Raw genomic sequence first — 25,471 nt, 5'->3', positions numbered from 1 at the left:
GCGGCACACGCCGGGCGACCCCGCTCCGCGCACATTGAACGCCGACCCGACCCCGCCCGCCGACCCGCGCGGCTCGGGCCTACGTCGCCGGGAGCAGGCCGTTGCGGAGGAGGTCGGCGAGTTGGGTCGTGGCGAAGAGTCCGGGTTGGCCGCCGGTGCGGATCACCAGGGTCGGGTGGTCGGGCAGGAGCGGGGAGGCGAGGAAGACGACGGCCGTCGGTTCCCCGCCCGTGCCGGCGAACATCACGGCTCGGCCGAGCGAAGTGGTCACGGTTTCGACCGGGCGGTCCGTCGGGATGTCGGACTCGGTGCGGTAGAGGTCCTTCGGGCTCAGCCGCTCCCATCCCGGCATGGTGCGCGGGTCGCAGGCCGTACCGAAGGACTGGATCACCAGGTCCGGACCGGCCGTACCCCGATTGACCACGACCCGCACGCCCGGGCAGAACGAGCCGGACACCGCCGCCGAATCGCCCTGCACCCAGCGGTCGGTGGGCACCCGCAGCCGGAACACCGCGACCCGGGTGCGTACGGTCGCCAGGGTCAACCGAGCCCCCTCCCCGGTCCACGGCAGCGCGGAGGGTGTCTCGTCCGCGTGGGGCCGCCGATACCCGCCCCCACCCGAACCGCCGCACGCGGTCGCCGCCACGGCCATCACAACCGGTACGACCACCCCGCGCATCCACGCCGTCCCCACGGTGACCCGCCGTCCACCCATCGCCCGGACTCCCCTTCCGTCGGCACATCCGGCGAATGGACGCAGGCCGCTCCGAACGGGTTCCCCCACGCACGTCGGCGCCGTCGAGGTGCCGGGCGCGCCGGTCCCGGTGCACCGCGGCACCGCGAACGACCACGCGGTGTACGTCGAGCCGAACGTTCGGGTCCGCCACCCGATGCCCGACCCGCGCGCGACCGGGGTGATGTCAGGCGTCGGGGCCGAGGGTGTTCAGGAAGGTCTTGGCCACATCGATCGGGATCGCGAAGGTGATGCCGACACTGCCGGCGTCGGCCTCGACGCCGCTCCCGCCCCGGGGAAGGTCGTCGCCGCCCTCGGAGGTGGTGTCGTAGATGGCCGAGTCGATGCCCACGACCCGGCCGGACAGGTCCACGAGCGGGCCGCCCGAGCTGCCCGAGCCGAACGCGACGTCGGTCTGGATCGCCGGGTAGGTCACCGTGTTCGAGTCGGTCGCCGCGATGGGCGAGGTACGCGCGCCACTCGCGTCGTCGGGCACGACCGCACTCTCCCCGGACGTCGTGATGGGCCGGTTCAGCGCGCCGACCACGCCGGAGGTGACCGTGCCGCCCAGGCCGAGGGGCGACCCGAACGCGACCACCCCGTCGCCCACTTGCAACGACGCCGAGTCGCCGAGCACGGCCGGGGTGAGGCCGCCGACGCCGCTCACCCGGACCACCGCGAGATCGTGGGCGGCATCGCTCGCCGACACGGTACCGGCGGCGGCGCGACCGTCGGCGAAGACCACCGTGACGCCGCCGGAACCCGCCCCGGCCACCACGTGATCGTTGGTCAGGATCCGGCCGGCGGTGTCCAGGACCACCCCCGAACCCGTCACCGAGCCGCGCCGTGAGGTCACCCGCAACTCGACCACACTCGACCGGACGGCCGCCGCCACCGCCGACACCGACCCCGCGCCCCCGCTCGCGGAGGCGTTGTGCACCGGCACCCCGCCGACCGCCGCCGGCGGCGCGTGGTCGGAGTCCTCGAAGTGCCGCACCACGACCACCCCCGACAACCCGCCGACCAGGCCGGCCACCACGACCGCCACGGCCGGCACCAGGAAGGCCCGCTTCACCCGCCGCCGGCCCGGGGCCCGCGTCTCGATCCCGGTGGACTCCGCACTCCCCGCATTGTCTTCCGTCATACCCGAGACTCTCGATCCCGCAGATGAAGACAACCTGAGAACACCCCCAAGTCCGCCTCAAAACCCGACACCGGCGGCCCAAGCGTGCCCGCGTGCCCGCGTGCCCGCGATGAGTTTTGCCGGCCCGGGCGGTCCAATGAGTGTGACGTCGCGTATTCACTCGGACGAGGGTCAGGAGAGCAGTGGGATGACGATCAGTGCACGCACCGCCGGCTACGCGCCGGTCAACGGGATCGAGATGTACCACGAGGAGCACGGAGTCGAGGGAGCCGTACCCCCGTTGGTTCTGCTCCACGGTGGGGCGCAGACCATCGACCTGTCCTTCGGCGCGCTGCTGCCCGCGCTCGCCGCGCACCGTCGGGTGATCGGCGTCGAGTTGCAGGGGCACGGGCACACCGCCGACACCGACCGCGAGATGTCGCTGGAGGTGTTCGCCGACGACGTGATCGCGCTGCTCGACCACCTCGACGTCGATCGGGCCGACCTGCTCGGCTACAGTCTCGGCGGCCTGACCGCGCTGCGTGCCGCGGTGCGCGCGCCGGAACGGGTGAACCGGCTGGCCCTGTTGGCCACGCACTACCGGCACGACGGCTACTTCCCGGAGATCGCCGCCCCCGAGCAGACCTCACCGCGTCTGCCGACCGAGGCCGACTTCAAGGCGATGGTCGAGGCGTACGCCCGGGTCGCCCCCGACCCGACCGCCTTCGAGGCCACCCTGGCCAAGCTCCAGCCCGTCGCGCACGGCTTCACCGAATGGACCGACGACGAGTTGCGCGCGATCGCCGCACCCACCCTCCTGGTGATCGGCGACACCGACTTCATCCGGGTGGAACACGCCGCGCGCATGCACGAGTTGATCCCCTCGTCCCGGCTCGCGGTCCTGCCGGACACCACGCACATGGGCGTGCCCGGGCGCACCGACCTGCTGCTCCCGATCCTCGACGCGTTCCTGCCCGTGCGCACCTGAGCGCCGCCCCGAGCCCTGCCCGTCCCGGGCGACCGCCGAAGGTGTGTCCGCCCACGCCTTCGACCCCCGTTCGGCCGACACCACGCACGCCCTCCGCGCGTGGTGTCGGCCCCGGGACCGTCGCCGGATCCCGGGTACCGCCCCGTGCCGCGGCGGCTCAGCCCCAGGAGGCGCCGGCCGGCTCCTCGATCGTGGTGTTGATCCGGTTGAAGAAGTTGGTGATCGAGATCATCAGGATGATCGCGGACAGCTGCCGCTCGTCGAAGTGGTCGGCGACCTCGTCCCACAGCGCGTCCGGTACGGCCTGGCCGCTGTGGTCGGCGAGCCGGGTGGATGCCTCGGTCAGGGCCAGCGCGGCGCGCTCGGCGTCGGAGAAGAAGGGAGTCTCGCGCCAGGCCGCGACGGCGTGCAGCCGCTCGTCGGTGGTACCCGCCTTCTTCGCGCCGGCGACACCGGCGAACACACAGGCGCTGCAGCCGTTGATCTGACTGGCGCGCAGGTGGACCAGTTCCAGGATCTCCTGCGACACGCCGCTGGAATACATCGCCTTGTAGATGTTCTGGATGCCCTTCACCGCGTCGGGCAGGACCATGGCGGGGTTCTTCATCCGAGCGCTCATGATGTCTTCTTCTTTCCGATCGTGGGCGGTCGGTTCGTTTGTGTACCGGCCGGTTATCGTCCTTCACTCCACTGACGAAACAGCCGATGGAGATGTGACAGGTGAGCGAAGAAGATTTCCTGGCGCTGCGGTTCGAGGAGACCCGGCCGCATCTGCGGGCGGTGGCCTACCGGATGCTGGGCTCGCTCGGCGAGGCCGACGACGCGGTTCAGGAGGCCTGGTTGCGGCTGAGTCGGTCCGACGTCTCCGAGGTGCGGAACCTGGGCGGCTGGCTGACCACGGTGGTCGGTCGGGTGTGCCTGGACATGTTGCGGTCGCGGGTCGCGCGCCGTGAGGATCCGCTGCAGGACGACGACGGACTCGTCCGCCTGCCCGATCCGATCGTCAGCGGTCCCGACGGCGTGGATCCCGAGCAGGAGATCCTGCTGGCCGACTCGGTCGGCTTCGCGCTTCTCGTGGTGCTGGAGACGCTGGCCCCCGACGAGCGGCTGGCCTTCGTCCTGCACGACATGTTCGGCGTGCCCTTCGACGAGATCGCCCCGGTCCTGGACCGTACGCTCGCCTCCACCCGGCAGCTCGCCAGTCGGGCCCGGCGCCGGGTCGAGGGCGCCTCGCCCGCCCCGGAGCCCGACCCGGGTCGGCGCCGCGCGGTGGTCGACGCGTTCCTCGCCGCCTCGCGCGGCGGCGACTTCGAGGCCCTGGTCGCGGTGCTCCACCCCGAGGTGGTGGCCCGCTCCGACGGCGGCACGCTGCGCCCGCGCCTGCTCCGGCGCGGTGCCGGTGATGTCGCGTCGCAGGCGATCACCTTCGCCCGTTTCGCCGAGATCGCGCTCCCGGCGCTGATCAACGGCACGCCGGGCGTGGTCGCGCTGGCGTCCGACGGCACGCCGCTGTCGGTGATGGCGTTCACGATCGAGGACGGGCGGATCACCGCCCTGGACATCCTCACCGATCCGGAGCGGCTGGCCGGGATCGACCCGAGCGTGCTCACGCGCTGACCGGGTCGCCCCACGGCGGTCGGTGCGGCGGGCATCGCGGCCCCGCGCACCGACCGCCGACGTGCGATTCGGTGGCCGCGACGCGCGCCCGCCCGCCCTACGGGCGCGGGATGCGGCTGTAGTCCTGGCCCGGGATCTCGATCAGCGCGTGCGTCGGCGCGATCTGCAGGTGATGCGACCCGTCGATCTCGTACCCGCCCGGGACCCGGTATCCGGCCCAGATCGGCAGGTCGACGCGCAGCGCCCAGGCACCGGACGCCGTGCGCTCCCAGCGCACCACACGACACAGCAGTACGCCGCGGTCCTCCGGCTGCCGGACCCACACCCACGTGCCCTCCGCCGGTGGTGGGGGTCCCGGCTGGGCGTGGCGCGGCGACTCGGCGGCGCGGGCCGCCTGGGCGCGGGTGGCGTCGACGCGTTGCCCCAGGGTCGCTCGGCCACCGGAGAACGACGCCTCCAGTGCGTCGACGTCCGGTGGCTCGGTCATGCCGATCATGGTAGCCCCGATCGAACCCGAATTCGAACGTGTGTTCCCATCGGGTGTTCGGGCGACCCATCGGGCGTACCACCCGCCTCGGGTACCCCCGTGGCGCGCCCGCGGCACGTCCGCCACGTCGCGTCCGGGGCATCCGCGGATTCCTTCGAACCCCGGCCCGTACCGCGGGAATCGTGTCTCGTTCAGCACGTGTTCACCCGCTCCGGCGGCACGGCAGCGGCGCCGTCGAGTCGGCGCGTCGGTCCGGCGCCTTCCAGGTCCACGTCCGGCAGGAGGCGGTCGAGGGCCCGGGGCAACCACCAGGCCCGATCGCCGAGCACCGCCAGGACGGCCGGCACCAGCGTCATCCGGACCACGAACGCGTCGAACAACACGCCCGCGGCCAGCGCGAACCCCATGCCCTTGACCACCACGTTGTCGGACAACACGAACGACCCGAACACGGACACCATGATCAACGCGGCGGCGGTGACCACCTTGGCGCTGTGCCCGTAGCCCACCCGCAGCGCGTCGAGCGCGGGCCGGCCGCGGGTGTACTCCTCGCGCATCCGCGAGACCAGGAACACCTCGTAGTCCATGGCCAGGCCGAACAGGATGCCGATCAGCAGGATCGGCAGGAAGCTCACGATCGGCCCGGTGCCGTCCAGTCCCACGAGCGCGGACGACCAGCCCCACTGGAAGACCGCGACCACCGCGCCCAGCGCGCCGAGCGCCGACAGCAGGAAGCCCAGCGCCGCCTTCACCGGCACCACCGCCGACCGGAACACCACCGTGAGCAGCAGCACGGCCAGGCCCATCACCACCAGGCAGTACACCGGCAGCGCGGCGGCGAGTCTGCTCGCCACGTCCAGATCCACCGCCGTGCCGCCGGTCACGTCGATCCGGGTACGGGTGCCGCCGGCGATCGGGTCGCGCGCGTGCCGGATGTCGTCGAGCAGGTCCCGGGTACGGGTCGAGTCGGGCCCGGCGGCCGGCACCACGTGGACCATCACCGTCCCGCCGCTCGCGTCCGGAACCGGCTTCGCCACCGAGGCGACGTCGGCGAGCGTGGCCACCTTCGCGGCGAGCATCTCGGCCGCCGGCATCGCGCTCGCCGGCGAACCCTGGACGACCACCACCAGCGCGCCGGTGTACCCGGGCCCGAAGCCCGCGTCGATCAGCCGCTGCGCCCGCACCGCGGTCGTGTCGCCGCGGTCCTTGGGCAGGCCCGGTCGCAGGTCGAGGGCGGGCAACGCGCACAGGGCCAGGCCGGCCACGCCCAGCGGCAGCACCACCCACCGCGAGCGGATCACCACGCCCACCCACCGCGCGCCCGGCGCGGCCCGCCCCCCGGCCCGGCCGGCCCCGTCGGCCCGATCCGCCGCCCGCCGCAGTGCCGGGATCGCACTGGACGCCACCCGCGCACCCAGCACCCCGAGCAGCGCCGGCAGCAGGGTCAGCGCCACCAGTACCGACACCACGACGGTGACCGCGGCCGCCACCCCCATCACGGTCAGGAAGGGGATGCGCACCACGGCGAGTGCGGCCAGCGCGATCACCACGGTGGCACCGGCGAAGACCACCGCCGTCCCGGCCGTACCCACCGCCCGCCCCACCGACTCCGCAGGCTCCATGCCCGCCCGGACCTGATCACGGTGCCGGGAGACGATGAACAGCGCGTAGTCGACCCCCACCGCCAGACCCAGCATCAACGCCAGGGTCAGCGAACTGCTGTCCATGGTCACGAAATGCCCGCCCGCGAGCACCAGAAGCACCCCCACCGCGACCCCGACGAGCGCGGTCACCAGCGGCACCACCGCCGCGCGCAAGGAGCGGAAGACGAACACCAACACGCCCAGCGTGACGAACAGTCCGGCCAACTCGGCGACACCGAACGGCGCGGTCTCCTCGACGAACGCCTCGCCGCCCAGTTCCACCGTCAACCCCGCGCCCCGCGCCCGCTCGGCGACCTCCGCCACCGCGTCGCGCACCGACGCCGGCACGTCCTCCGGCCGCTTCGCCGCGAAGGTCAGCGCGGTGATCGCGGTGCCGCGGTCGGCCGAGACCGCGCCGGCCGGGTAGGGGGCCTCGGCGGCGGCCACCCCGCGTACGGCCGCGGCCTGTTCGGTGGCCGCCAGGACCGCGGCGCGGGCCGGGCCGGCGTCGATCCGCTCCCCGTTGGACGTGTGGAACACGATCCGGCCCTCGGCGCCGTCGGCGGTCGGGAAGCGGTCCCGCAACACGTCGAGGGAGCGCTGCGACTCCGTGCCCGGGATGTCGTTGTGCGACGCGAAGGGTTTCATCAGGGTGAGCGCGGCCGCCGCCGAGGCCACCAGGATCAGCACCCAGGCGGCGATGACGAGCCGGCGGCGGCGAACGGCGAAGCGGCCGAGGCGATACAACAGCGAGGACATCACGAACTCCCGGACGGATACGGCACGGGGATGGGAATCGGGTCGACCCGACCCCGTCCACGCTAGGAGCCGACCGCCGCGCAACCCCCGCGATCCGGGCCGCGAAAGGCCCCATTCACACACGACTCCCATGGAATGCGCGCGGGTTCGTGGGCCACGCTGGTACCGGACAGGGGCCCGCCCGCGGCCCCGGCCGGCCGCCGTAATGTCGGGACGGCACCCGCCCCCTCGGCCCACCGCCGACCGCGACCCTCCGGCGAAACGCGCATCGAGAAGGAACCAGATGAACACTGCGGAGCCATCGCCCGGTTCGTCCGTGCCGCCGACCGAGCGCGGCCGCCTCCTGGTCGTCGACGACGAACCCGCGATCGTGGACACCGTGACCCGGTTCCTGCGCTTCGTCGGCTACGACGTGCGCACCGCCGGCACCGGGCGCCAAGCGCTCACCGTGGCCCGGGACTTCCTACCGGAACTGGTCCTGCTCGACATCATGCTGCCCGACGGCGACGGCTTCGAGGTGCTGCGCCGCCTGCGTGCCGACGGCCTGCCCGTCGCCGTGGTCTTCCTCACCGCACGCGACACCCGCAGGGACGTGGTGCGCGGGCTGACCGCCGGCGGCGACGACTACATCACCAAACCCTTCGGGCTGGACGAGGTCACCGCACGCGTCGAGGCGGTCCTGCGCCGCACCCGCCGCGCCGACCCCGGCGGCGACGTGTTGCGCGTGGCCGACCTCGAACTCGACTCCTCCGCCCATCAGGTGCGCCGCGCGGGCCGGCACATCGACCTGTCCCCCACCGAATTCCGCCTGCTGCGCTACCTGATGCTGCACCCGGACCGGGTGCTGACCCGGGCCCGGCTCCTGGAACACGTCTGGTCCTACGACTTCAACGGCGACGACACCGTGGTGGCCACCTACATCAGCTACCTGCGCCGCAAGATCGACGACGGGCAGGGTCCGCCGCTGATCCACACCCGACGCGGCGTCGGCTACTGCCTGCGCACCCCGCCGTGCTGAGGCTGCGCGCCCGGATCCGCACCCAACCGCTGCACCGCCGCCTGGTCGTGGTGATCATCGTGGTGTGCACGGTCGTGCTGAACACCTGCGCGGCGGTGACCGTGGGGGTGCTCCGCGACTCGCTGTTCGATCGCCTCGACGAGCAACTGGACACCACGGCCGCCGCGTTGCGCGCGCTGGACACCCGCGAGCGCAGCAACGCGCCGATGAGCCTGGATCCGGGCGTCTGGCTGGAGTATCCGGGCGGCCTGTACGTCGCGCTCGCCGTCGTGCATCGGCAACCCCAGGGTCCGGGGCCGCGGTTGAGCGGTCCGCTGCCCGCTAGCGGCGCCACGTTCACCACCGGCTCGGCGCAACCGGGTTCGCGGGAGAGCTTCCGGGTGCGGGTGCAGGAGTTGACCGACGGACGCACCGCGCTGGTCGCGCTGAGCGTGCGCGAGACCGAGGCGGCCGCCGACCACGCGCTCTACGTCGTGCTGGCCACCGTCGGCATCGCGCTGCCGACCCTGGCCCTGCTCGCCGCGCTGTTCGTGCGCCGGGAGTTGCGGCCGCTGGAGCGCGCCGCCCGGGTCGCCGACACGATCGCCGCCGGCGACTACGCACGGCGCGTGCACGATCCGCTGATCGGCCCGCGCACCGAGGTCGGTCGACTGGCCATCGCGCTCGACCGGATGCTCGACGGGATCCAGGCCGCGCTGGCCGCCCGGGACGCCTCCCGGGAACGGTTGCGTCGATTCGTCGCCGACGCCTCGCACGAACTGCGCAATCCGCTGCAGTCCATCGGCGGATACGCCGAGTTGTACCAGCGCGGCGCACTGCCGGACCGGGCCGCGGTGGACGACGCGGTGAGCCGGATGCGGGCCGAGATACGCCGGATGAACGGCCTGGTCGAGGCGCTGCTCCTGCTCGCGCGCCTGGACGAGGAACAGGACACCGACCTGGAACCGGTCGACCTGACCCGGGTGGTCGCCGACTCCTGCCGCGACGCCGCCGCGGTGGAGCCCGACCGACCGCTGACCTGCGCCGGCCGGCCCGCCGAGGATCGGGTGGGCGTGCTCGGGGACGAGGACCGGGTGAGCGTGCTCGGCGACGAGGATCGGTTGCGGCAGCTGGTGGCCAACCTGCTCGGAAACGTCCGGATGCACACGCCCGTCCATACCCCGGCCGAGGTCGAACTGCGCGCGGCGGACGGGGAGGCGGTGCTGATCGTTCGCGACCGCGGTCCGGGCATCCCGGACGCCGATCTGCCGCACGTCTTCGACCGCTTCCACCGGGCCGACAAGAGCCGCAGTCGCACCCAGGGCGGCAGCGGCCTGGGGTTGTCCATCGTCGCGGCGATCGTGGAGATGCACCACGGCACGATCACCATCGGCCCGGCGCCCGGCGGAGGGACGGTGGTCGAGGTGCGGTTGCCCGCCTTGGCGGAGGCGGATGCGGAGGCCGGCTCGGGGCCGGGCCGGGCCGGTGGGACGGGCGGGCCGATCCGCAGGCTCGATCCCCCGTGACGGTGAAGGCGTGGAAGCCGGCGGGCAGGGCGGTGCGCGGGGCGTGCCCGCAGGCGGCGACGATCCGTACCGCGCCGATGTCCTGCCGACGCACCGGCGGGGAGGCGCACATACCCGCCGGCGGATCTCGTCCTCGGCGGGAATTCCCGGCTGCGGCAGCCGAATTCCGGACACTGTCCGACCACGCCCGGACCCGCTCCCCGGTCGGCGACGGCGGGCCCGGCGGCCGGTGGGCGCGGCCTGCCGACAGGCCGGAGATCGTCCCTCCGGACGATCCCTCGGCCCCGGGAACGGCGTCCGTCCCGGGGCGGGGCCGGGTCGATCGGCCCGAAGAGGGTGACGTGCCCCATCTCGTCCGGCATACTTCCGATTCATGTTCCTCATCGGCGGCCTGTTCCTGGCCCTCACCCTCCTCGGGCTACCGCTCTGGGCGCTGTTGTCCCTGGGTCGATACCTCGCCCGCGCGATGAGCCGGCCCCGCCCGGAGCGTGCTTCCAGGCCCACCGCCTCGGCGGCCGTGCGCACCTGATCCGCGGCCGGCACGCGGACGATCCCGAAATCGACGGCTCCCCTCCCCGGGGAGCCTCGACGATATGCGGTGGCGAAAATACCCGCATCGATCTTGTCGGCGGGCGAAGATCAAATTCGTTCATCCATGGCCCGACCTGCGCATGTGCGCGTCGATATCCACGGCAAACGATCCGATCAATGCCATCTCGCCAGTTGTCACAGATTGGGGAACCGGAATACGATCTTCGCATTTCCTCGCGGTCGACCGGAAATGGATCTTCTCCCGGGTTCGCCGCGACGCACTAGCCAAGCCGCCCCGACCTGCTATACAGTCAATCCCGGTCATCAATCCGCGCGAAGTCGCACGGGAAAATTTGATGACCCGAACCTTCGGTTAAATAGAAATGAATAGCTGAACCCAGCCATTCCGAAGCTTCCCGCGAAGCCGACGCTCCCTCCTCCGGTCGACATCGGCATCGACTCGACCGGACGGGCCGGGGCCCGGTCTCCGCGCCCCGGCCGCCGATTCTCGAAATTCGAGAACGGGCGGGCGGGGAATCCCATGCGCGCACCATCCGACCACTTGTCACCACCCGCCGCGCGCCGCGGACCATCGTTCCACCGCCGCGGCGCCCGACGGCCATCCTCCGAGAAGCATCCGTCGTGAAGCTCCGTGCGTGCCGTTCCCGACGCCCGGGGCTGTCCCCCGGCCGTGACGCGAGTTACGCGCGTCCAGCGGGGGATGTCGCCGGATGACCAATCCTGCGCGAGTGCTGGGAGTGTCGTCGAGCCGTGGGGAAACCAGTCGAAAACCGTGTTTCGGGAAACAGCGAACCCCAATCGGCGCAGTACCGCTGCGTCGGCATCGGAGTCGGTCCCGCCAACCTGAGCCTGGCGTCACTGCTGCACGGGCGCTCGGAGACACCGAACCTCTTTCTCGACCAGAAGGAAAGATTCGGTTGGCACGACAATCAGCAGATACCCGGCGCGTCGCTACAGGTGTCGTTGCTCAAGGATCTCGTCATCCTCTCCGACCCGACCAACGAGTTTTCCTTCCTCTCGTATCTGCACGAGCAGGGCAAGATCTACCACTTCATCAACGCCCAATACGACGCGGTTCCCCGCCGGGAATTCAGGAACTATCTGGAGTGGGCGAGCCGACGCAACGAGAACATCGTCTTCGGCGAAAAAGTGGTCGCCGTGGATTTCGACGACGTACGTGATTCGTTCGTCGTGCACACCAGCAGGCGCACCGTCACCGCGGAGAACATCTGCGTCGGCGTGGGCACCAGATCATGGGTTCCCGCACATGCCCGGGACAAACTCGGCGACACGCAGTTCCACGTCAGCGATTTCATCGACGGAACACGGCCCGGACTTGCCGGAAAGCGGGTCGCCGTGGTCGGTGGCGGCCAGTCCGGGGCCGAGGCGTTTCTGGATCTGATATCCCGTGCGCCGAAGGAGCTGCCCCGGCGTGTCACCTGGATCTCGCGGCGCGGGAACTACTTTCCCATCGACGACTCGCCGTTCACGAACGAGTACTACACGCCCAGCTATTCGGAGTATTTCGCCGGGGTGGACCGGGCGGTTCGCGAGTCGCTCAACAGTCGTCATGTGCTGAGCAGCGACGGCATCTCCGAGTCGACGTTGCGGGACATCTACCAGCGCTGCTACGAGCACCGCTTCATCGAGGGCACGCAGGATCTGCTGGCGCTGCTGCCCAATCGTGCGGTCACCGACGTGAGCGGGAACGAGTCCGGCGGGTGGACCATCGAGATGGGCCACAACGACCGGCCGGACGTGGTCGAGTACGTGGATGTGGACACCATCGTGTGGGCCACCGGATTCCGTCCGGCGTCGACCGAATTCCTCGCGCCGATCGAGAGCCGTCTGGAACGCGAGGGCGACGAGTATCGCATCGACCGGGATTTCGCCGTGCAATGGGACGGCCCCCGCGACCGCCTCATCTTCATGCAGAACGCGGCACGCGGTCAGCGCGGGCTGGCGGACCCCAATCTGAGCCTGACCGCCTGGCGCAGCCGGCGCATCCTCGACCGGCTTCTGGGGGTGGGCTCCGACGAACAATTGCCGTCGTTCGTCGAGTGGTCCGCCAAACCGCCCGTCGACGACCTGGACGCTCTGTGAACCGGGAACACACCGATGTGGCGGTCGTCGGCGCCGGAATCGTCGGCTGCCTGGTCGCCCGGGAGATCGTCGCCCGCGCGCCGGAGGCGTCCGTCCTGCTCCTGGACCGGGACACCGTCGGTGCCGGCGCGAGCCGCCGGTCGGCCGGACTGCACTGTCCGCGCGGCGCGACGGAGCGGGTGCGGCGCATGACGGCGTACAGCCAGGACTACTACGCGGAACTCAAGCACAACGCTCCCGAGTTGCCGATTCACGCGGTCCCGATGTCGGTGGTCGCCTCCCCCGTGAACGCCTCGCGCGTGCACGAGATCTACCTCGACAGCGCCGAGTTGACCCCCGTCGACCCTTCCGAGGACCGAGCCGGCGCGCCCGATCTACGACTTCCCGAGCACGCGCGGATCTGGGAGTGTCGGGGCGCCCAGTACGCCGACGTCTACGCGCTGGTGCGCGACCTCACCCGCGAACTGCGGGCACGGGTGACCCTGCGCGAGGGCGTGCACGTGGATACGATGCGCGCCGTCGGCCACACCGACCCCGGCCGCGAGCCGGACGTGGGCGGTGTCGAACTCGCCCTCGGCACCGGGGAGACGGTGACCGCGGATCGGGTCGTGCTGGCCCCGGGACCCTGGCTCGCCGAACCCGCCTGGCGCGAGTCGCTGGCCCCGCTCGGCGCCCGGGTCAAGAAGATCGTCGCGCTGCACGTCGAGCGGGTTCCGACCCGCACCGACCGGGCCGTCGTCTTCCACGACGAGGACGCCTTCCTGCTGCCGCTGCACGCCTCGGGGCACTGGCTGTTCAGCTACACCTGTACGACCTGGGACGTCGATCCCGACGACCTGGCCGGCGGCCTGTCCGCCGACGACGTCGACCAGGCGCGCGCGAGCCTGCGCCGCCACGCCCCCGCGCTGGCCGAACACCGCGTCTCGGGACGGGTGTTCTGCGACGCGTACAGCCCCACCGGCGAACCGCAGGTGCGGGCGCTGGGCGACGGCCGCGTCGTCTTCGCCGGCGCCGCCAACGGGTCCGGATATCGGCTCGCCCCGGCGATCGCGGCGGAGGCCGCGGATCTGCTGGACCTGTCCTCGATTCCTCCGCACGCGTGACCGAAGTGAAGGAGCCGTCGTGAAGATCAGCACCTACCGCCCCGACGCCCCCCACGCCGCCGACGGCGTCGCCGTGGCCGCCGTGGAGGCGGGCTCCGCGACGCGGCTGGGTGTCGGCGCGACCTGGGTCGGTGTCGCCCCCGGCGCGCGCTCGGAGGCGCACCAGCACGACGAGACGGAGACATGGGTGTTCGTCTCCGGCACCGGGGAGTTGACCGTGGACGCCGAACGCCATCCGGTGTCCGCCTCCACCGTGGTCCAGTTCGAACCGTTCGAGACCCACTCCGTGGAGAACACGGGAGACACCGACCTGCTGTTCGTCAGCCTGTACTGGCGCGACGGCGAACGGGCGACGCACGCCGCCCACGACACCGGACACCGCGGGTTCGGCACCCGTCCCGTGTTCGTCTTCTCCTCCGCGCCCACACCCAACGGCGACCTGCATCTGGGCCACCTGTCGGGGCCGTTCTTCGGCGCCGACGTGTTCGTGCGCCACCAGCGCATGCTCGGCGCCGACGCCTGGCACATCACCGGCAGCGACGACTACCAGAACTACGTGGTGGCCGCCGCCCGTCGGGAGGGCCGCACCCCGGCGCAGACCGCCGCGCACTACAGCGCCGAGATCCTGGCCACGCTGAAGCTGATGGACATCGACGTCCACCAGTACACCGCGACCAGTCGCGACGACGCCTATCCGGCCGCGCTGCGGGCGTTCTTCTCCCGACTGACCGCGTCGGGAACCGTGGCGCCGCGCGAGAGTGCCGCGCTGTTCGCCGCCGACACCGGCGAATACCTGTACGAGTCGGGGGTCTCCGGCCGCTGCCCCACGTGCGACGGCGACAGCGGCGGCAACATCTGCGAGACGTGCCTGGAACCCAACGTGTGCACCGACCTGATCGAGCCGCGCTCGGCGGCGTGCGACGCGCCTCCGCACGAGCGGGCCCTGGTGCGCTACACCTTCCCGCTGCACGAGTTCGGGAAGGTGGTCACCGACCACCACCGGCTCGGCCGGGTCCCGGCGGCGGTCAAGGAACTGGCCGAACGCCTGGGCCGCCGCGAGCAGTTGCACATCCCGGTCACGCACGTGGCCGAATGGGGCATCGCCCCCGCCGAGACCGATGTGCCGGGCCAGGTGATCTGGTCCTGGCTGGACTACGCCTTCAGCATCCTGTACGGCATCGGCGAACTCGGCCGCGACCTGGGCCGCGACTGGGACGCGGACGCCCCCTCGCCCGACTGGAAGATCGTGCACTTCCTGGGCTCGGACGGCAGCTTCTTCCACCCCATGTTCATCCCGGCGCTGTATCGGGTCGCGCATCCGCGCTGGCAGCCGGACATCGACTACAACATCAACGAGTTCTACCTCCTGGAGGACAGCAAGTTCTCCACCAGCCGCGGCCACGCGATCTGGGGCAAGGACGTGCTGAACCCCCGCACGGTCGACTCGATCCGCTTCTACCTCGCGCTGACCCGCCCCGAGGGCCGGCGCACCAGCTTCTCCCCCGACACCTACGAGACCTTCGTCCGCGACACCCTGGTCGGCACCTGGCAGAGGTGGTTGAACGACCTGGGCGAGCGCGTCGCCGAGCGGCACGCCGGCGTGGCACCCGACGCCGGCGTCTGGCGGCCCGAGCACGCGGCCTTCCTGGCCCGCCTGGAGGCGCGCCGGTCGGCGCTGACCGGGGCCCTGGGACAGGACGGCTTCTCGCTCAACCGCGCGGCCGAACTGCTGGACGGCATCGTCACCGACGTCACCGCCTTCGCCCGTCTCCAGGCCCCCGCCGCCGACGTGGCGGACTTCAAGGACGAGGCGCGCACGGGGATCGCCCTCGAACTGGCCGCCGCCCGACTGCTCGCCACGTGCGGCGCCCCGGTGATGCCCCGGTTCGCGGATCGCCTCTCGGCCGCGCTCGGCATCCCCGCGCCCACCCGCTGGCCCGCCCGGGTCGACCTGGTGCCCGCCGGGACCGCCGTCGACCTGGCCGGTCGGGAGTTCTTCGCCGTCCCCGGGACGGCCGACGCGCGATCCTCGGACCCGACCGCCGACCGACCGGCGCCGCCGCTGCTCCCCTGGTTCAGCGCGCTGGTGCGCGATCTCCTGCGGTTGCCCGCCGACGAGCCCGTGCACGACCGTTCGCTGATCCAGCTGGGCATGGCGTCGCTCCAGGCGATCGCCCTGCAGTACCGACTCACCGAGCAGGTGGACGCCGACGTGCCGATCGAGGAACTGCTCGGCGCCCGCACCGTCGCCGAACTGAGCGCGCTGATCGCCGAGGGCCTGGATCCGGACGACGTCGCCGCACGCACGGGGGTGCCGGCGTGAAGCACCTCGGGGTTCTCCGCGAGATCGAGGCCAGAGGGCTGACCATCTCGGCCTCCGGAGCCGATCTGCGCCTGCAGGGTCCCCGGGAACGGATGGATCCCGAACTGCTGCGCCTGATCAAGGAGCACAAGGCGGCCCTGGTCGCCCATCTGGACCCGCCGGACGGCTTCGCGATGACCGACCTGCAACGCAGCTACCTGGTCGGGCGGGGCGAGCACGTCGAGATGGGCAACGTGGCCAGTCACGTCTACCACGAGATCGAGGGTGCCTGGGACCTCGACCGCCTGGAGGCCGCGCTGCGCGCGGTGGTGGCGCGCCACGACGCGTTGCGCACCCGCTTCACCCCCGACGGCCGACAGGTGCGGGAGGCCGAGGTCGAGGTGCGCGTCGGGCGCATGGACCTGCGCGACGCGTCCGAGGCGACGCGGCACGAACACCTGCGCGCCGAACGCGCGTCGCGCTCGCACCGTGTGCTGCCCGCCGACCGCGCGCCGCTCGTGGCGGTCGACGTCACCGTGCTGGCGGACGATCGGATGGTGCTGCACGTCGACCACGACGGCCTGGTCATGGACGCGATCGCCATGTTCCTGTTCTTCCGCGACTGGCGCCGGGCCTACGACGCGGGCGAGGACGCCGCCGAAAGCCCGGCGGAGGAGGCGTCCTTCGAGGCGTACGTGGCCGCGGTCGAGGCCGCGCGTACCCGGGCCCCGGCGAAGCGGGCCCGCGGGTATTGGATGGAGCGGCTCGACGACCTCGCGCCCGCCCCGGACCTGCCCCTGCGTACCAGCCCCTCCTCGATCGTGGCACCACGCTTCTCGGCGCGCTTCGCCCGGCTGACCGAGCCGCGGTGGAGCGCGCTCAAGGCCCGGGCGGCGGCGGCCGGACTCACCCCCTCCGCGGTGCTGTTCGCGGTCTACGCGGACACCCTCGCGGCCTGGGGCGCCGGTTCGCGGTTCACGATCAACACCACGGTGGCGAACCGTCCGCCGATCCACCCGCGCATCTTCGAGGCCGTCGGCAACTTCTGCGAGACGATGCTCGTCGAGATCGAGGTGGACCGACGCCTGCCCTTCGTCGAGCGGGCCCGGGCGTTGCAGGCCGGGCTGCGCCGGGGGTTGGACAACCGGCATTTCACCGGCATCGAGGTGTTGCGCGAGGCGGCCCGACGCGGCGACGGCGCGGCGCGCGGGCCGATGCCGTACACGTTCAACAGCGCGCTCGGCTACGCGCACGCCGACGTCGACGGCTCGGCCCTGGAGGTGTTCGGGCCGGAGGTGTACACCTCCAGTCAGACCCCGCAGGTGTGGCTCGACGTCTCCACGTTCGAGCAACACGGCGGCGTCGTGGTGCAGTTCGACAGTGTCGACGGGCTGTTCCCGGACGGTCTGGTACCGGATCTGGTATCGGGCTACCAGCACCTGCTGGAGGCGCTGCTCGCCGAGGAGTCGTGGTCGGCGAGGACGTTCGACCTGCTGCCCGAGGCGCAGCGCGAACGCCGCCGGACGGCCAACGCGACGGCGACGGCGCCGCCCGCGCCGGGCATGTTGATCGACGCGTTCCTGGCGCACGTGGAGCGTGCGCCGGACGCGCCGGCGGTGCTGACCGCGGGTGCCTCGCTCAGCTACGCGCAGGTGTACGGGCACGCGGCACACGCCGCCGCCTGGTTGCGCGCCCACGACGTGGTCCCGGACGAGTTGGTCGGGCTGGTGATGGGGCGTGGGCCCGAGCAGGTCGTCGGCATCCTCGCGACGATGCTCGCCGGGGCCGCGTACCTGCCCGTCGACGCCGCGCTCCCGCCGGCGCGGCGCGCGTACATGCTGGACAACGGCCGGGCGCGGGTGGTGTTGACCAACGACGCGCGGGCGGGCGCCGAGGCGGGACGCGAGGTCCTCGTGCTCGACGTCGGCCGCCCGCTGCCGCCGGGACCGGTGCCCGATCCGCGTCCGGTGCCCGGTGCGAGCAACGACGACCATCTGGCGTACGTGCTGTACACGTCGGGGACCACGGGCGAGCCCAAGGGCGTCATGGTCGCTCGCGGGAGTGTGGCCAACGTGGTCGCCGACTGCAACACGCGCTTCGGCATCGGGCCGACGGACCGATTCTTCGGCATCAGCGCCTTCAACTTCGACCTGTCCGTCTACGACGTCTTCGGCGCCCTGTGCGCCGGGGCGGCCGTGGTGTTGCCGGACGCGGACCGCGCGGCCGATCCCGCGCACTGGTTGTCGTTGTGCGCCGAGGCGCGCGTGAGCGTGTGGAACTCGGTGCCGGCGATCGTGTCGCTGCTGCGCGACCAGGCGGCGGAGGGTACGGACGCGCTGGACACGCTGCGCCTGGTGATGATGAGCGGCGACCGTATCCCGCCGACGTTGCCGCAGGACCTGCGCAAGCTCGTGCCGGACGCGCGGATCGTCTCGTTGGGCGGGCCGACGGAGACCACGATCTGGAACGTGTCGCACCCGATCGGCCCGGACGAGGACGGCTCGCGCAGCATCCCCTACGGCCGGCCCAACGCGAACAACCGGGCCTACCTGCTCGACGAGTTCGGGTGCGACGTGCCCGACGGGGTCACCGGCGAGATCTGGGCCGCCGGGGTGGGTCTGGCCCGGGGCTACTGGGACGACCCGGAGTTGACCGCCGCGCGCTTCGTGCTCGATCCGGAACGCGGTGAACGCCTGTACCGGACCGGGGATTTGGGCCGCTACCTGCCGGACGGCGAGATCGACATCCTCGGTCGGGGTGACTTCCAGATCAAGGTGAACGGCTACCGCATCGAGGCCGGCGAGGTGGAGACCCGACTGGTCGCGCTGTCCGCCGTGGAACGCGCGGTGGTCTCCCGGCAGCCCGGCGCGCGGGGCGATCGGCTGGTCGCCCATCTGGTCCCCGCCGGCGACGAACGCCCGGACGTGGAGGCGGTACGCGCCGCGCTGCGCGAACATCTGCCGCAGTACATGATCCCGGCCGCGGTGTACTGGCACGCCGCGCTGCCGTTGACCCGCAACGGCAAGGTCGACCGGGCCGGGCTCGCGGCCGCCGCCGAGGCGGCCGGGCCGGCCTCGACCGCGCCCACCGCCGCCGATTCGGAACTGGAGCTGGTGGTCGCCGGGTTGTGGGCCAAACCGCTGCGCGTCGCGGACGTCGACCTGGACGTCACGCGCCCGCTGTACGACCTGGGCGGCGACTCGCTGGTGGCCGCGCGCATCCTGGCCGGGGTGCGCAAACGGTTCGGTCTGACCATCACGCTGGACCGCCTGCCGGAGGTGGACACGATCCGCACGATGGCCGCGCACATCGAACGCGGCCTGGCCGAGCGCACCGGGGCGGGGGCGAGCACGCCGTGAGCGACTCGGTGATCAACCACATCGCCTCCCGGGCCCCCTCCCCCGGCGGGCGCGTCTCCTTCTTCCGGCTCGGCGGGACCCGGACGATGGAGCTGACCGAACTGCACACGCGTGCCGGGCGCCTCGCGCTGTGGTTGCGCGACCTGGGCATCGAGCGGGGCGACCGGATCGGTGTCATCGCCGCGAACGGCCTCGAATGGGTGCTGCTCGATCTCGCGGCGATCCGCCTGGGCGCGGTGACGGTGGGCTTCGACCCGGCCAAGTTCGACACCGACACCGGACTGCGCGAACGCTACCGCCTGGGTGTGCTGTTCACCGACGGCCCGGCGCGGGCCCCCGGCAGCAGGGCGCTCGCCGAGATCGAGGTCGCGGCGGCCCTGTCGGACGACGGCCGGGTATTGGAGCCGGTCGTCTACTCGCCCGACGACGTGTTGTCGCTGAAGCTCACCTCGGGCAGCACCGGCGAGCCCAAGACGCTCACCGCGTCCGTCGGCAGCATCGACGACGATCTGCGCGCGGTCCAGGAGATGTTCGCGCACGGCGACGGGGACAACCTGCTCGTGTTTTTGCCGCTGTCGGTGCTCCAGCAGCGCTACTGGACGTATTCCGCGCTGCGTTGGGGCCACGACGTCACGATCTGCACCTACGAGGCCGCGTTCCCGGCGCTGCGCGCGATCCGGCCGACGGTGGTGATGGGCGTGCCGGGGTTCTTCGAGACGGCCAGGAAGCACATCGAGGCGCGGATGCGCGGCGCGGGTGCCGACACGGACGAGGCGACGGCGCGCCGCGACGGCGCGCGGCGGTTGTTCGGCGACCGCATCCGCTATCTGTGGACCGGTTCGGCGCCGGCCTCGACCGGCACGCTCGCCTTCTTCGAGGACGCGGGACTGCCGATCTTCGAGGGCTACGGCCTCAACGAGACGTGCATCGTCACCAAGAACCACCCCGGCGCGCATCGGCGGGGCAGCGTCGGGCGCGTACTGCCGGGCAAACGGGTGATATTGGACGCCGAAGGGGTGATCCACGTACACGCCGACCACCCGGTGTGCGCGGGTTACGAGCAGGCGCCGCCCGGGGTGTCCGAGCGGGTGTTCGCCCCCGACGGCACGGTGCGTACCAACGACATCGGCCACTTGGACGAGGACGGTTTCCTGTTCGTGCACGGCCGCGCCGACGACGTGATCGTGCTGGACAACGGCCGCAAGGTCGTCGTGCGGCCGCTGGAGGAGCGGATGAAGGCCAGTCCCGCGATCGAGGAATGTGTGGTGTTCTGCCCGACGCAGACCCGGCTGGTCGCCGTGGTCTCCCCGGCCGAGGACGCGAGCGGACCCGACCTGGAGCGCGCCGTCGCCGAGCAACTGGCCCTTACCAACGCGGCGTTCGGCCCCGACGAGCAGATCCGCGCGGTGGTGGTGGCCAGTCCCCGGTTCAGTGTCGGGAACGGACTGCTCACCTCCCAGCTCAAGCCCAGGCGTGGGCGCGTTCTCGACGCCTACCGATCCCGGATCCACGACACCGAGGGAGGCATCCATGCAGTCCGAGATTGAGACCGTGGCCAGGACGAACCTGGCCCGGGTGTTGGAGTCCGACGTCGCCCCCCAGGACATCGACCCGGACCAGGACATGGTCGGCACGTACGGATTGACTTCACTGAACAAGGTCTTGTTCCTGATGGCCGCCTGCGACGATGCCGGGGTGGACCTGGCCTGTTTCACCGAACCCGACGTCGCGGCCATGAGCACGCTGCGCGACGTCACCGAGGCGCTGTCGCGCCACGCCGGAAAGGCGGCTTGAGATGACCTGGGTGCGGACCGCTTCGACGACACTGGAGAACGAGCACGTCCTGCTGCGCCCGATCGTCCCCGAGGACCGCGAGGCGATCCGCAAACAGGCGATGGACCCCGAGATCTGGCGCTATTTCGTGCTGGTGATCGCCACCGACGCCGAGTTCGACGCGTTCTTCGACGCGGCGCTGGCCGATCAGGACGCCGGTCGCCGGGTCGTCTACAACGTGATCGACAAGTCGGTGGACCGCACGGCGGGCAGCATGAGCTTCTGCAGCATCGCCGAGCCGGACGGGCGGCTGGAGATCGGGTGGTCGTGGCTGGGCGCCGAGTTCCGGGGCAGGGGCGTCAACCGCTGGGCGAAGTTCCTCATGCTGGAGCACGCGTTCGAACAACTGGGTGCCGAGCGGGTGGAGTTCAAGACCGACGTGCTCAACCTCCAGGCGCGGGCGGGTCTGCGCAACATCGGCGCCACCGAGGAGGGGGTGCTGCGCAGCTTCAATCCGATGCCCGGCGGGCGGCGCCGGGACGCGATCTACTACAGCGTGCTGCGCGGCGAATGGCCGTCGGTGCGGGAGCAGTTGCTCGCCGGGCCCAAGGTGACCCGGCCGACGGGGCAGGCATGACCCCCGACACCCTCGCGGTGCCGGTGGTGCGGGCCCGGGGCGACGCCTTCGCGTGCGGGCGGCGGCACGGCGTCGAACGCGCCGAGAGCCTGCGGGCCTTCCTCGACGACGGACTGGCCCGGCTGAACCGGGTCGGGTCGACCCCGGTGTCGTGGGCGACGCTGCGGCCCACGCTGGACGCGTACCGGGTCGAGATCGAGACCCAGGCGCCGCTGCTGGCCGAGGAGTTGCGCGGGCTGGCCGAGGGCGCGGGGCTCGATGCCGACGAGGCGCTGCTGCTGCAGATCCGGCGCGAGGTGATGGGGTACCGGCGCATCCCGACCATGGGCGACTGCACGACGTACGCCGTCGCCGGCGCGGCCGGTGCGGTGCTGGCGCAGACGGTCGATCTCAACGGCGACCTCGACGACCAGATCTGTGTCCTGGACATCGCGCGGACCGGCTCGCCCCGCCGGGTCCTGGTGCTCGGCTTCGGTGGCCTCCTGGGCTATCTCGGGATCAACAGCGACGGCCTGGCGGTCGGGCTCAACCTCGTGCTCGGCGGCCGGTGGCGGCCGGGTCTGCCGCCGTACCTGGCCATCCGTCATCTGTTGGACAGCGCCGCCGACGTGGACGAGGCGGTGCGGATCCTGCGCACCCTCAGGCTCGCGAGTTCGCGCAACCTGGTGTTGTGCGACGCCCGCAAGACGGCGTGGGTGGAGATCCTGGACGACGAGCAGCGGGTGAGCGAGTCCTCGACGAGCATGCACACCAACCACTTCCTGCACCCGGACTTCCTCGCCCACGACGAGCTCAACGTCTTCGCCCGGAACTTCTCCCGGCAGCGGCTGGACGCCTGCCGGGCCCGGGTGGGCGAGTTGCCGCCCGACGCCGGCGTCGAGGAACACTTCGCGCTGCTGTCGCGGGCGCCGATCCGGGTCGAGGGCAACGGCGACATCCGCCGGGAACGCACGGTGGCGGCCGCGGTGTTGCGGCCGGACCTCGGCGAACTGCACGTGCGGCCGGGCGATCCGGCGCTGAACCGCACCCACTCGTTCGCACTGGGCGCGCCCGCGACGCTCGGCGGGTCCGCGTCGGCGGAGGTGACCTCGTGAGTGTGTCCGTGACCGGCGACGGCTGGTTCGTCTCGCGCGACGACGCCGCCGCGCACACCCCGCTCGTCTACTGCTTCGCGCACGCCGGCGGCGACTCGCGGTCGTTCCTGGCCTGGCAGGAGGAATTGGGCGACGAGGCCGAACTGGTCGCGGTGTGCCCACCCGGCCGCGCGCACCGGGCCCGGGAGGCCCGACCGACGCTGGCGGGGTTCGCGGACGGCGCGGCCTCGGCGATCCGGGCCCGGGCCGGCGCGGCGGGCGCCGACGGCACGCGGCCGGTGTACCTGTTCGGGCACAGCCTGGGCAGCCTCGTCGCGTTCGAGACCGCGCGGCGGTTGCGCGATGTACCCGCGCTGCGCCGGTTGTTCGTCTCCGGGGTCTCGGCCCCCTCGCTCGCGCCCTCGGAGCGGGTGTGTCGGCTCGCCGCCCTGGAGGGCCGCGCGTTCGCCGAGGCACTGGAGTTCTTCGAGGGGCTGCCCCCGGAGGTCCTGGCCCAGGAGGAGGTCCTGGACCTGCTGCTGCCCGGCGTGATCGCCGACTTCCGGATGGCCGCCGGATACGAGTACACGGCCGCCGCACCGTTGTCGGTGGGCGTCACGGTGATCGCCGGGCGCGACGACCCCTATCTGTCCGCCGACAAGGTCGCGTTGTGGGAGGGGGAGTGTGTGCGCCCGCCCGAGTGCCACTGGGTCGACGGCGGCCACTTCCACTTTCGCGACACGGGCCCCTCGGCGGTGATCGACCTGCTGCTGAGCGCTGTTCGGGCCGACCAGCACGTCGAAGTGATCTGACATTCCAACAGCGCCTCACCACACGAGCGCGTCGACACACCGGCGCGTCGACACATCGGAAGGAACGGCAATGCTGCTCGACCCGGCTGACCAGTACCGCAGGGGCCTCGCCTTCAAGGAGGCGCACGAGAGCCCGGGAGCGTTCGTGGTGGCGAACGCGTGGGACGCGGGCAGCGCCCGCCTGCTGACGGGGCTCGGCTTCACCGCGCTGGCGACCACGAGCGCGGGACTGGCCTTCGCGCTGGGCCACACCGACGGCGTGAACCTGCTGGATCGTGGTCAGGCGCTGGACAACGCGCGCGCGATCGTGGCCGCGACGCCGCACCCGGTCAGCGCCGACCTGGAGAGTTGCTACGGCGCCTCGGGCGAGGAGATCGCCGAGACGATCCGCCTGGCCGCCGAGGCGGGCCTGGTCGGTGCCTCCATCGAGGACGCCACCGGCGATCCGGCCGACCCGATCCTGCCGATCGATGTGGCCGTGGAGCGGGTGACGGCCGCCGTGGCGGCGGCCCGGGCGCTGCCGTTCCCGTTCACGCTGACCGCGCGGGCGGAGAACTTCCTGCACGGCCGCCGCGACTTCGCGGACACCCTCGCACGGCTTCGGGCGTACGAGGAGGCGGGCGCCGACGTGCTGTACGCGCCGTGCCTGCCCGACGTGGAGGCGATCCGCACCGTGTGCTCGGTGCTCGACCGGCCCGTCAACGTGCTCGCGGGAGTCGGACCGGCTTTGTCCGTACCGGAGTTGGAGAAGCTGGGCGCCCGACGGATCAGCCTGGGCTCGGCGTTCGCCCGGGCCGCGCTGGGCGGTTTCCTGCGCGCCGCGCGCGAGGTGCACGAGCACGGGACGTTCACGTTCGTCGCCGAGGCCGTGCCCTACGCCGAGGCGAACACGCTGATGTCCGCGCCGGCCGGCGCATCGGAGGAGGACGCGTGAGCGCACCGGCCGCCCACCTGCACGCACCACGCTACGTCCTGGGCGAGTTCGAGGTCGCGCACACGAGCATCGGCAATCTGCCCGCGCGCGCCGCCGAGTTCAGGATGGCACCGACGCCCGACCTGTGGGGCTGGGGCAGCGTGCGCCGGACCGAGCGCGGCCTGGCCGAGCTGGCCGCGGAGAGCGCCGCGGCCACGCTGCGCGCCGGCGCGAGCGACGCCGACGCCGTCGTGCTGTGCTCCACCCGCGTGCCCGGGCCCTCGGAAGGGCACGGCGCGTTCATGGAGACGTTCCTGGCCGAGGCGGGCCTGGGCGACGTGCCCTTCTACGGGCAGAACATGAACCGCTGCGTCAACCTGCTGGCCGCGATCGACACCGCGACCGCGTTCGTCCGCGCCGGCCGCCACCGGCGGGTGCTGGTGGTCACCACCGACAGCGCCGCGCACGAGGACGACCGCATGGCGAGCTACGCGCTGTTCAGCGACGGGGCGGCGAGTTGCCTGGTGACGGCCGACGGCGAGATCGAGGGCGGCTACGAGATCCTGGCCTGCGCGAGCGCCGAGGACCGGAGCAGGCTGGCGCACTCCAACGAGATCAGCGCGGACCTGGCCCGCACCGTGAACGAGCGCCTGCTCACCCCCCTGGGCATGAAGCCGGGCGACATCGCGGGCCTGATGCACGCGAACATCTTCAAACCCGTGATCGTGATGAAGGAACGACAGGCCGGCTTCACCCCGGCCCAGCTCCATCTGGACAACATCACCCGGGTGGGCCACTGCTTCGCCGCCGACCCGCTGATCAACCTGGTCGACCGGGCCGAGGCGGGGCACGTACAACCGGGCCGGCACTACCTGTTGGCCGCCGGCGTCCCCGGGCAGCGGATCGGGGTGCTGCTGCGCCGAGCCGGCGCATGAGCGCGGCCGAGACACCACCGAACGCCCGAGCTGGAG

The 25,471-nt window shown here is 72.1% G+C and carries 21 protein-coding genes; 16 read left to right on the top strand and 5 right to left on the bottom strand.

The window, feature by feature from the left end:
- Positions 1 to 79: 79 nt before the first annotated feature.
- Both EMA17_RS38905 and EMA17_RS38895 read right to left on the bottom strand, forming a co-directional pair.
- Positions 80 to 715 (bottom strand): hypothetical protein, encoded by a 636-nt coding sequence (locus EMA17_RS38905; RefSeq protein ID WP_126641929.1) that lies wholly within the window; start codon positions 713 to 715, stop codon positions 80 to 82.
- A 205-nt stretch (positions 716 to 920) separates the two neighbouring features.
- The gene (locus EMA17_RS38895; protein WP_126641928.1) at positions 921 to 1,877 is read right to left on the bottom strand and encodes a S1C family serine protease; all 957 of its coding nucleotides are present in this window, start codon (positions 1,875 to 1,877) and stop codon (positions 921 to 923) included.
- Between the two features lie 187 nt (positions 1,878 to 2,064).
- Here EMA17_RS38895 and EMA17_RS38890 point away from each other — a divergent pair, with 187 nt between their 5' ends.
- Positions 2,065 to 2,844, top strand: a complete 780-nt coding sequence (locus EMA17_RS38890) for an alpha/beta fold hydrolase (protein WP_126641927.1) — start codon at positions 2,065 to 2,067, stop codon at positions 2,842 to 2,844.
- 157 nt (positions 2,845 to 3,001) lie between these two features.
- Here EMA17_RS38890 and EMA17_RS38885 read toward each other — a convergent pair whose 3' ends face one another.
- Positions 3,002 to 3,463, bottom strand: a complete 462-nt coding sequence (locus tag EMA17_RS38885) for a carboxymuconolactone decarboxylase family protein (protein WP_126641926.1) — start codon at positions 3,461 to 3,463, stop codon at positions 3,002 to 3,004.
- Between the two features lie 101 nt (positions 3,464 to 3,564).
- Here EMA17_RS38885 and EMA17_RS38880 point away from each other — a divergent pair, with 101 nt between their 5' ends.
- Positions 3,565 to 4,461 carry a sigma-70 family RNA polymerase sigma factor gene (locus tag EMA17_RS38880; protein ID WP_126641925.1) on the top strand — a complete coding sequence of 299 codons (897 nt, stop codon included), beginning with the start codon at positions 3,565 to 3,567 and terminating at the stop codon, positions 4,459 to 4,461.
- 97 nt (positions 4,462 to 4,558) lie between these two features.
- On the opposite strand, the gene EMA17_RS38875 is transcribed toward EMA17_RS38880, so the two are convergent.
- Together EMA17_RS38875 and EMA17_RS38870 are read right to left on the bottom strand one after the other, a co-directional pair.
- Positions 4,559 to 4,948, bottom strand: a complete 390-nt coding sequence (locus tag EMA17_RS38875; RefSeq protein ID WP_126641924.1) for a hypothetical protein — start codon at positions 4,946 to 4,948, stop codon at positions 4,559 to 4,561.
- Positions 4,949 to 5,139: 191 nt separating this feature from the next.
- Positions 5,140 to 7,350 carry an MMPL family transporter gene (locus EMA17_RS38870; protein ID WP_126641923.1) on the bottom strand — a complete coding sequence of 737 codons (2,211 nt, stop codon included), beginning with the start codon at positions 7,348 to 7,350 and terminating at the stop codon, positions 5,140 to 5,142.
- Between the two features lie 283 nt (positions 7,351 to 7,633).
- Between EMA17_RS38870 and EMA17_RS38865 the strand changes: the two genes are divergently transcribed.
- The 14 genes from EMA17_RS38865 (at position 7,634) to EMA17_RS38805 (ending at position 25,435) form a co-directional block, all read left to right on the top strand.
- Complete coding sequence (locus EMA17_RS38865) at positions 7,634 to 8,368, top strand: response regulator transcription factor (RefSeq protein WP_126641922.1); 735 nt, start codon at positions 7,634 to 7,636, stop codon at positions 8,366 to 8,368.
- Complete coding sequence (locus EMA17_RS38860) at positions 8,362 to 9,873, top strand: sensor histidine kinase (protein ID WP_246127183.1); 1,512 nt, start codon at positions 8,362 to 8,364, stop codon at positions 9,871 to 9,873. Before EMA17_RS38865 ends, EMA17_RS38860 begins: the two co-directional genes overlap by 7 nt.
- A gap of 373 nt (positions 9,874 to 10,246) precedes the next feature.
- Complete coding sequence (locus EMA17_RS52195) at positions 10,247 to 10,402, top strand: hypothetical protein (protein WP_160161722.1); 156 nt, start codon at positions 10,247 to 10,249, stop codon at positions 10,400 to 10,402.
- Positions 10,403 to 11,175: 773 nt separating this feature from the next.
- Positions 11,176 to 12,528 (top strand): lysine N(6)-hydroxylase/L-ornithine N(5)-oxygenase family protein, encoded by a 1,353-nt coding sequence (locus EMA17_RS38855; protein WP_126641921.1) that lies wholly within the window; start codon positions 11,176 to 11,178, stop codon positions 12,526 to 12,528.
- Positions 12,525 to 13,631 carry an NAD(P)/FAD-dependent oxidoreductase gene (locus tag EMA17_RS38850; RefSeq protein WP_246127182.1) on the top strand — a complete coding sequence of 369 codons (1,107 nt, stop codon included), beginning with the start codon at positions 12,525 to 12,527 and terminating at the stop codon, positions 13,629 to 13,631. The genes EMA17_RS38855 and EMA17_RS38850 overlap by 4 nt, the downstream gene beginning before the upstream one ends.
- 19 nt (positions 13,632 to 13,650) lie before the next feature.
- Complete coding sequence (locus EMA17_RS38845) at positions 13,651 to 15,954, top strand: class I tRNA ligase family protein (protein WP_126641920.1); 2,304 nt, start codon at positions 13,651 to 13,653, stop codon at positions 15,952 to 15,954.
- Positions 15,951 to 19,292: a non-ribosomal peptide synthetase gene (locus tag EMA17_RS38840; RefSeq protein WP_126641919.1), complete on the top strand. Its 3,342-nt coding sequence runs from the start codon at positions 15,951 to 15,953 to the stop codon at positions 19,290 to 19,292. Before EMA17_RS38845 ends, EMA17_RS38840 begins: the two co-directional genes overlap by 4 nt.
- Positions 19,289 to 20,839 (top strand): AMP-binding protein, encoded by a 1,551-nt coding sequence (locus EMA17_RS38835; protein WP_126641918.1) that lies wholly within the window; start codon positions 19,289 to 19,291, stop codon positions 20,837 to 20,839. Before EMA17_RS38840 ends, EMA17_RS38835 begins: the two co-directional genes overlap by 4 nt.
- Positions 20,823 to 21,086: an acyl carrier protein gene (locus tag EMA17_RS38830; protein WP_126641917.1), complete on the top strand. Its 264-nt coding sequence runs from the start codon at positions 20,823 to 20,825 to the stop codon at positions 21,084 to 21,086. The genes EMA17_RS38835 and EMA17_RS38830 overlap by 17 nt, the downstream gene beginning before the upstream one ends.
- A gap of 1 nt (position 21,087) precedes the next feature.
- Positions 21,088 to 21,702, top strand: coding sequence for a GNAT family N-acetyltransferase (locus tag EMA17_RS38825; protein WP_126641916.1), 615 nt, complete (start codon positions 21,088 to 21,090; stop codon positions 21,700 to 21,702).
- Positions 21,699 to 22,796, top strand: coding sequence for a C45 family autoproteolytic acyltransferase/hydrolase (locus EMA17_RS38820; RefSeq protein WP_126641915.1), 1,098 nt, complete (start codon positions 21,699 to 21,701; stop codon positions 22,794 to 22,796). Before EMA17_RS38825 ends, EMA17_RS38820 begins: the two co-directional genes overlap by 4 nt.
- Positions 22,793 to 23,587 (top strand): thioesterase II family protein, encoded by a 795-nt coding sequence (locus tag EMA17_RS38815; protein ID WP_246127181.1) that lies wholly within the window; start codon positions 22,793 to 22,795, stop codon positions 23,585 to 23,587. Before EMA17_RS38820 ends, EMA17_RS38815 begins: the two co-directional genes overlap by 4 nt.
- 70 nt (positions 23,588 to 23,657) lie before the next feature.
- Complete coding sequence (locus EMA17_RS38810; RefSeq protein WP_126641914.1) at positions 23,658 to 24,521, top strand: isocitrate lyase/PEP mutase family protein; 864 nt, start codon at positions 23,658 to 23,660, stop codon at positions 24,519 to 24,521.
- Complete coding sequence (locus tag EMA17_RS38805) at positions 24,518 to 25,435, top strand: beta-ketoacyl-[acyl-carrier-protein] synthase family protein (protein WP_126641913.1); 918 nt, start codon at positions 24,518 to 24,520, stop codon at positions 25,433 to 25,435. The genes EMA17_RS38810 and EMA17_RS38805 overlap by 4 nt, the downstream gene beginning before the upstream one ends.
- Positions 25,436 to 25,471: the final 36 nt, after the last annotated feature.

This window comes from Embleya hyalina (assembly GCF_003967355.1).
Lineage (GTDB): Bacteria > Actinomycetota > Actinomycetes > Streptomycetales > Streptomycetaceae > Embleya > Embleya hyalina.
Note: the sequence above shows the minus strand (reverse complement) of the source record. Positions and strands in the feature narration are given on the sequence as shown.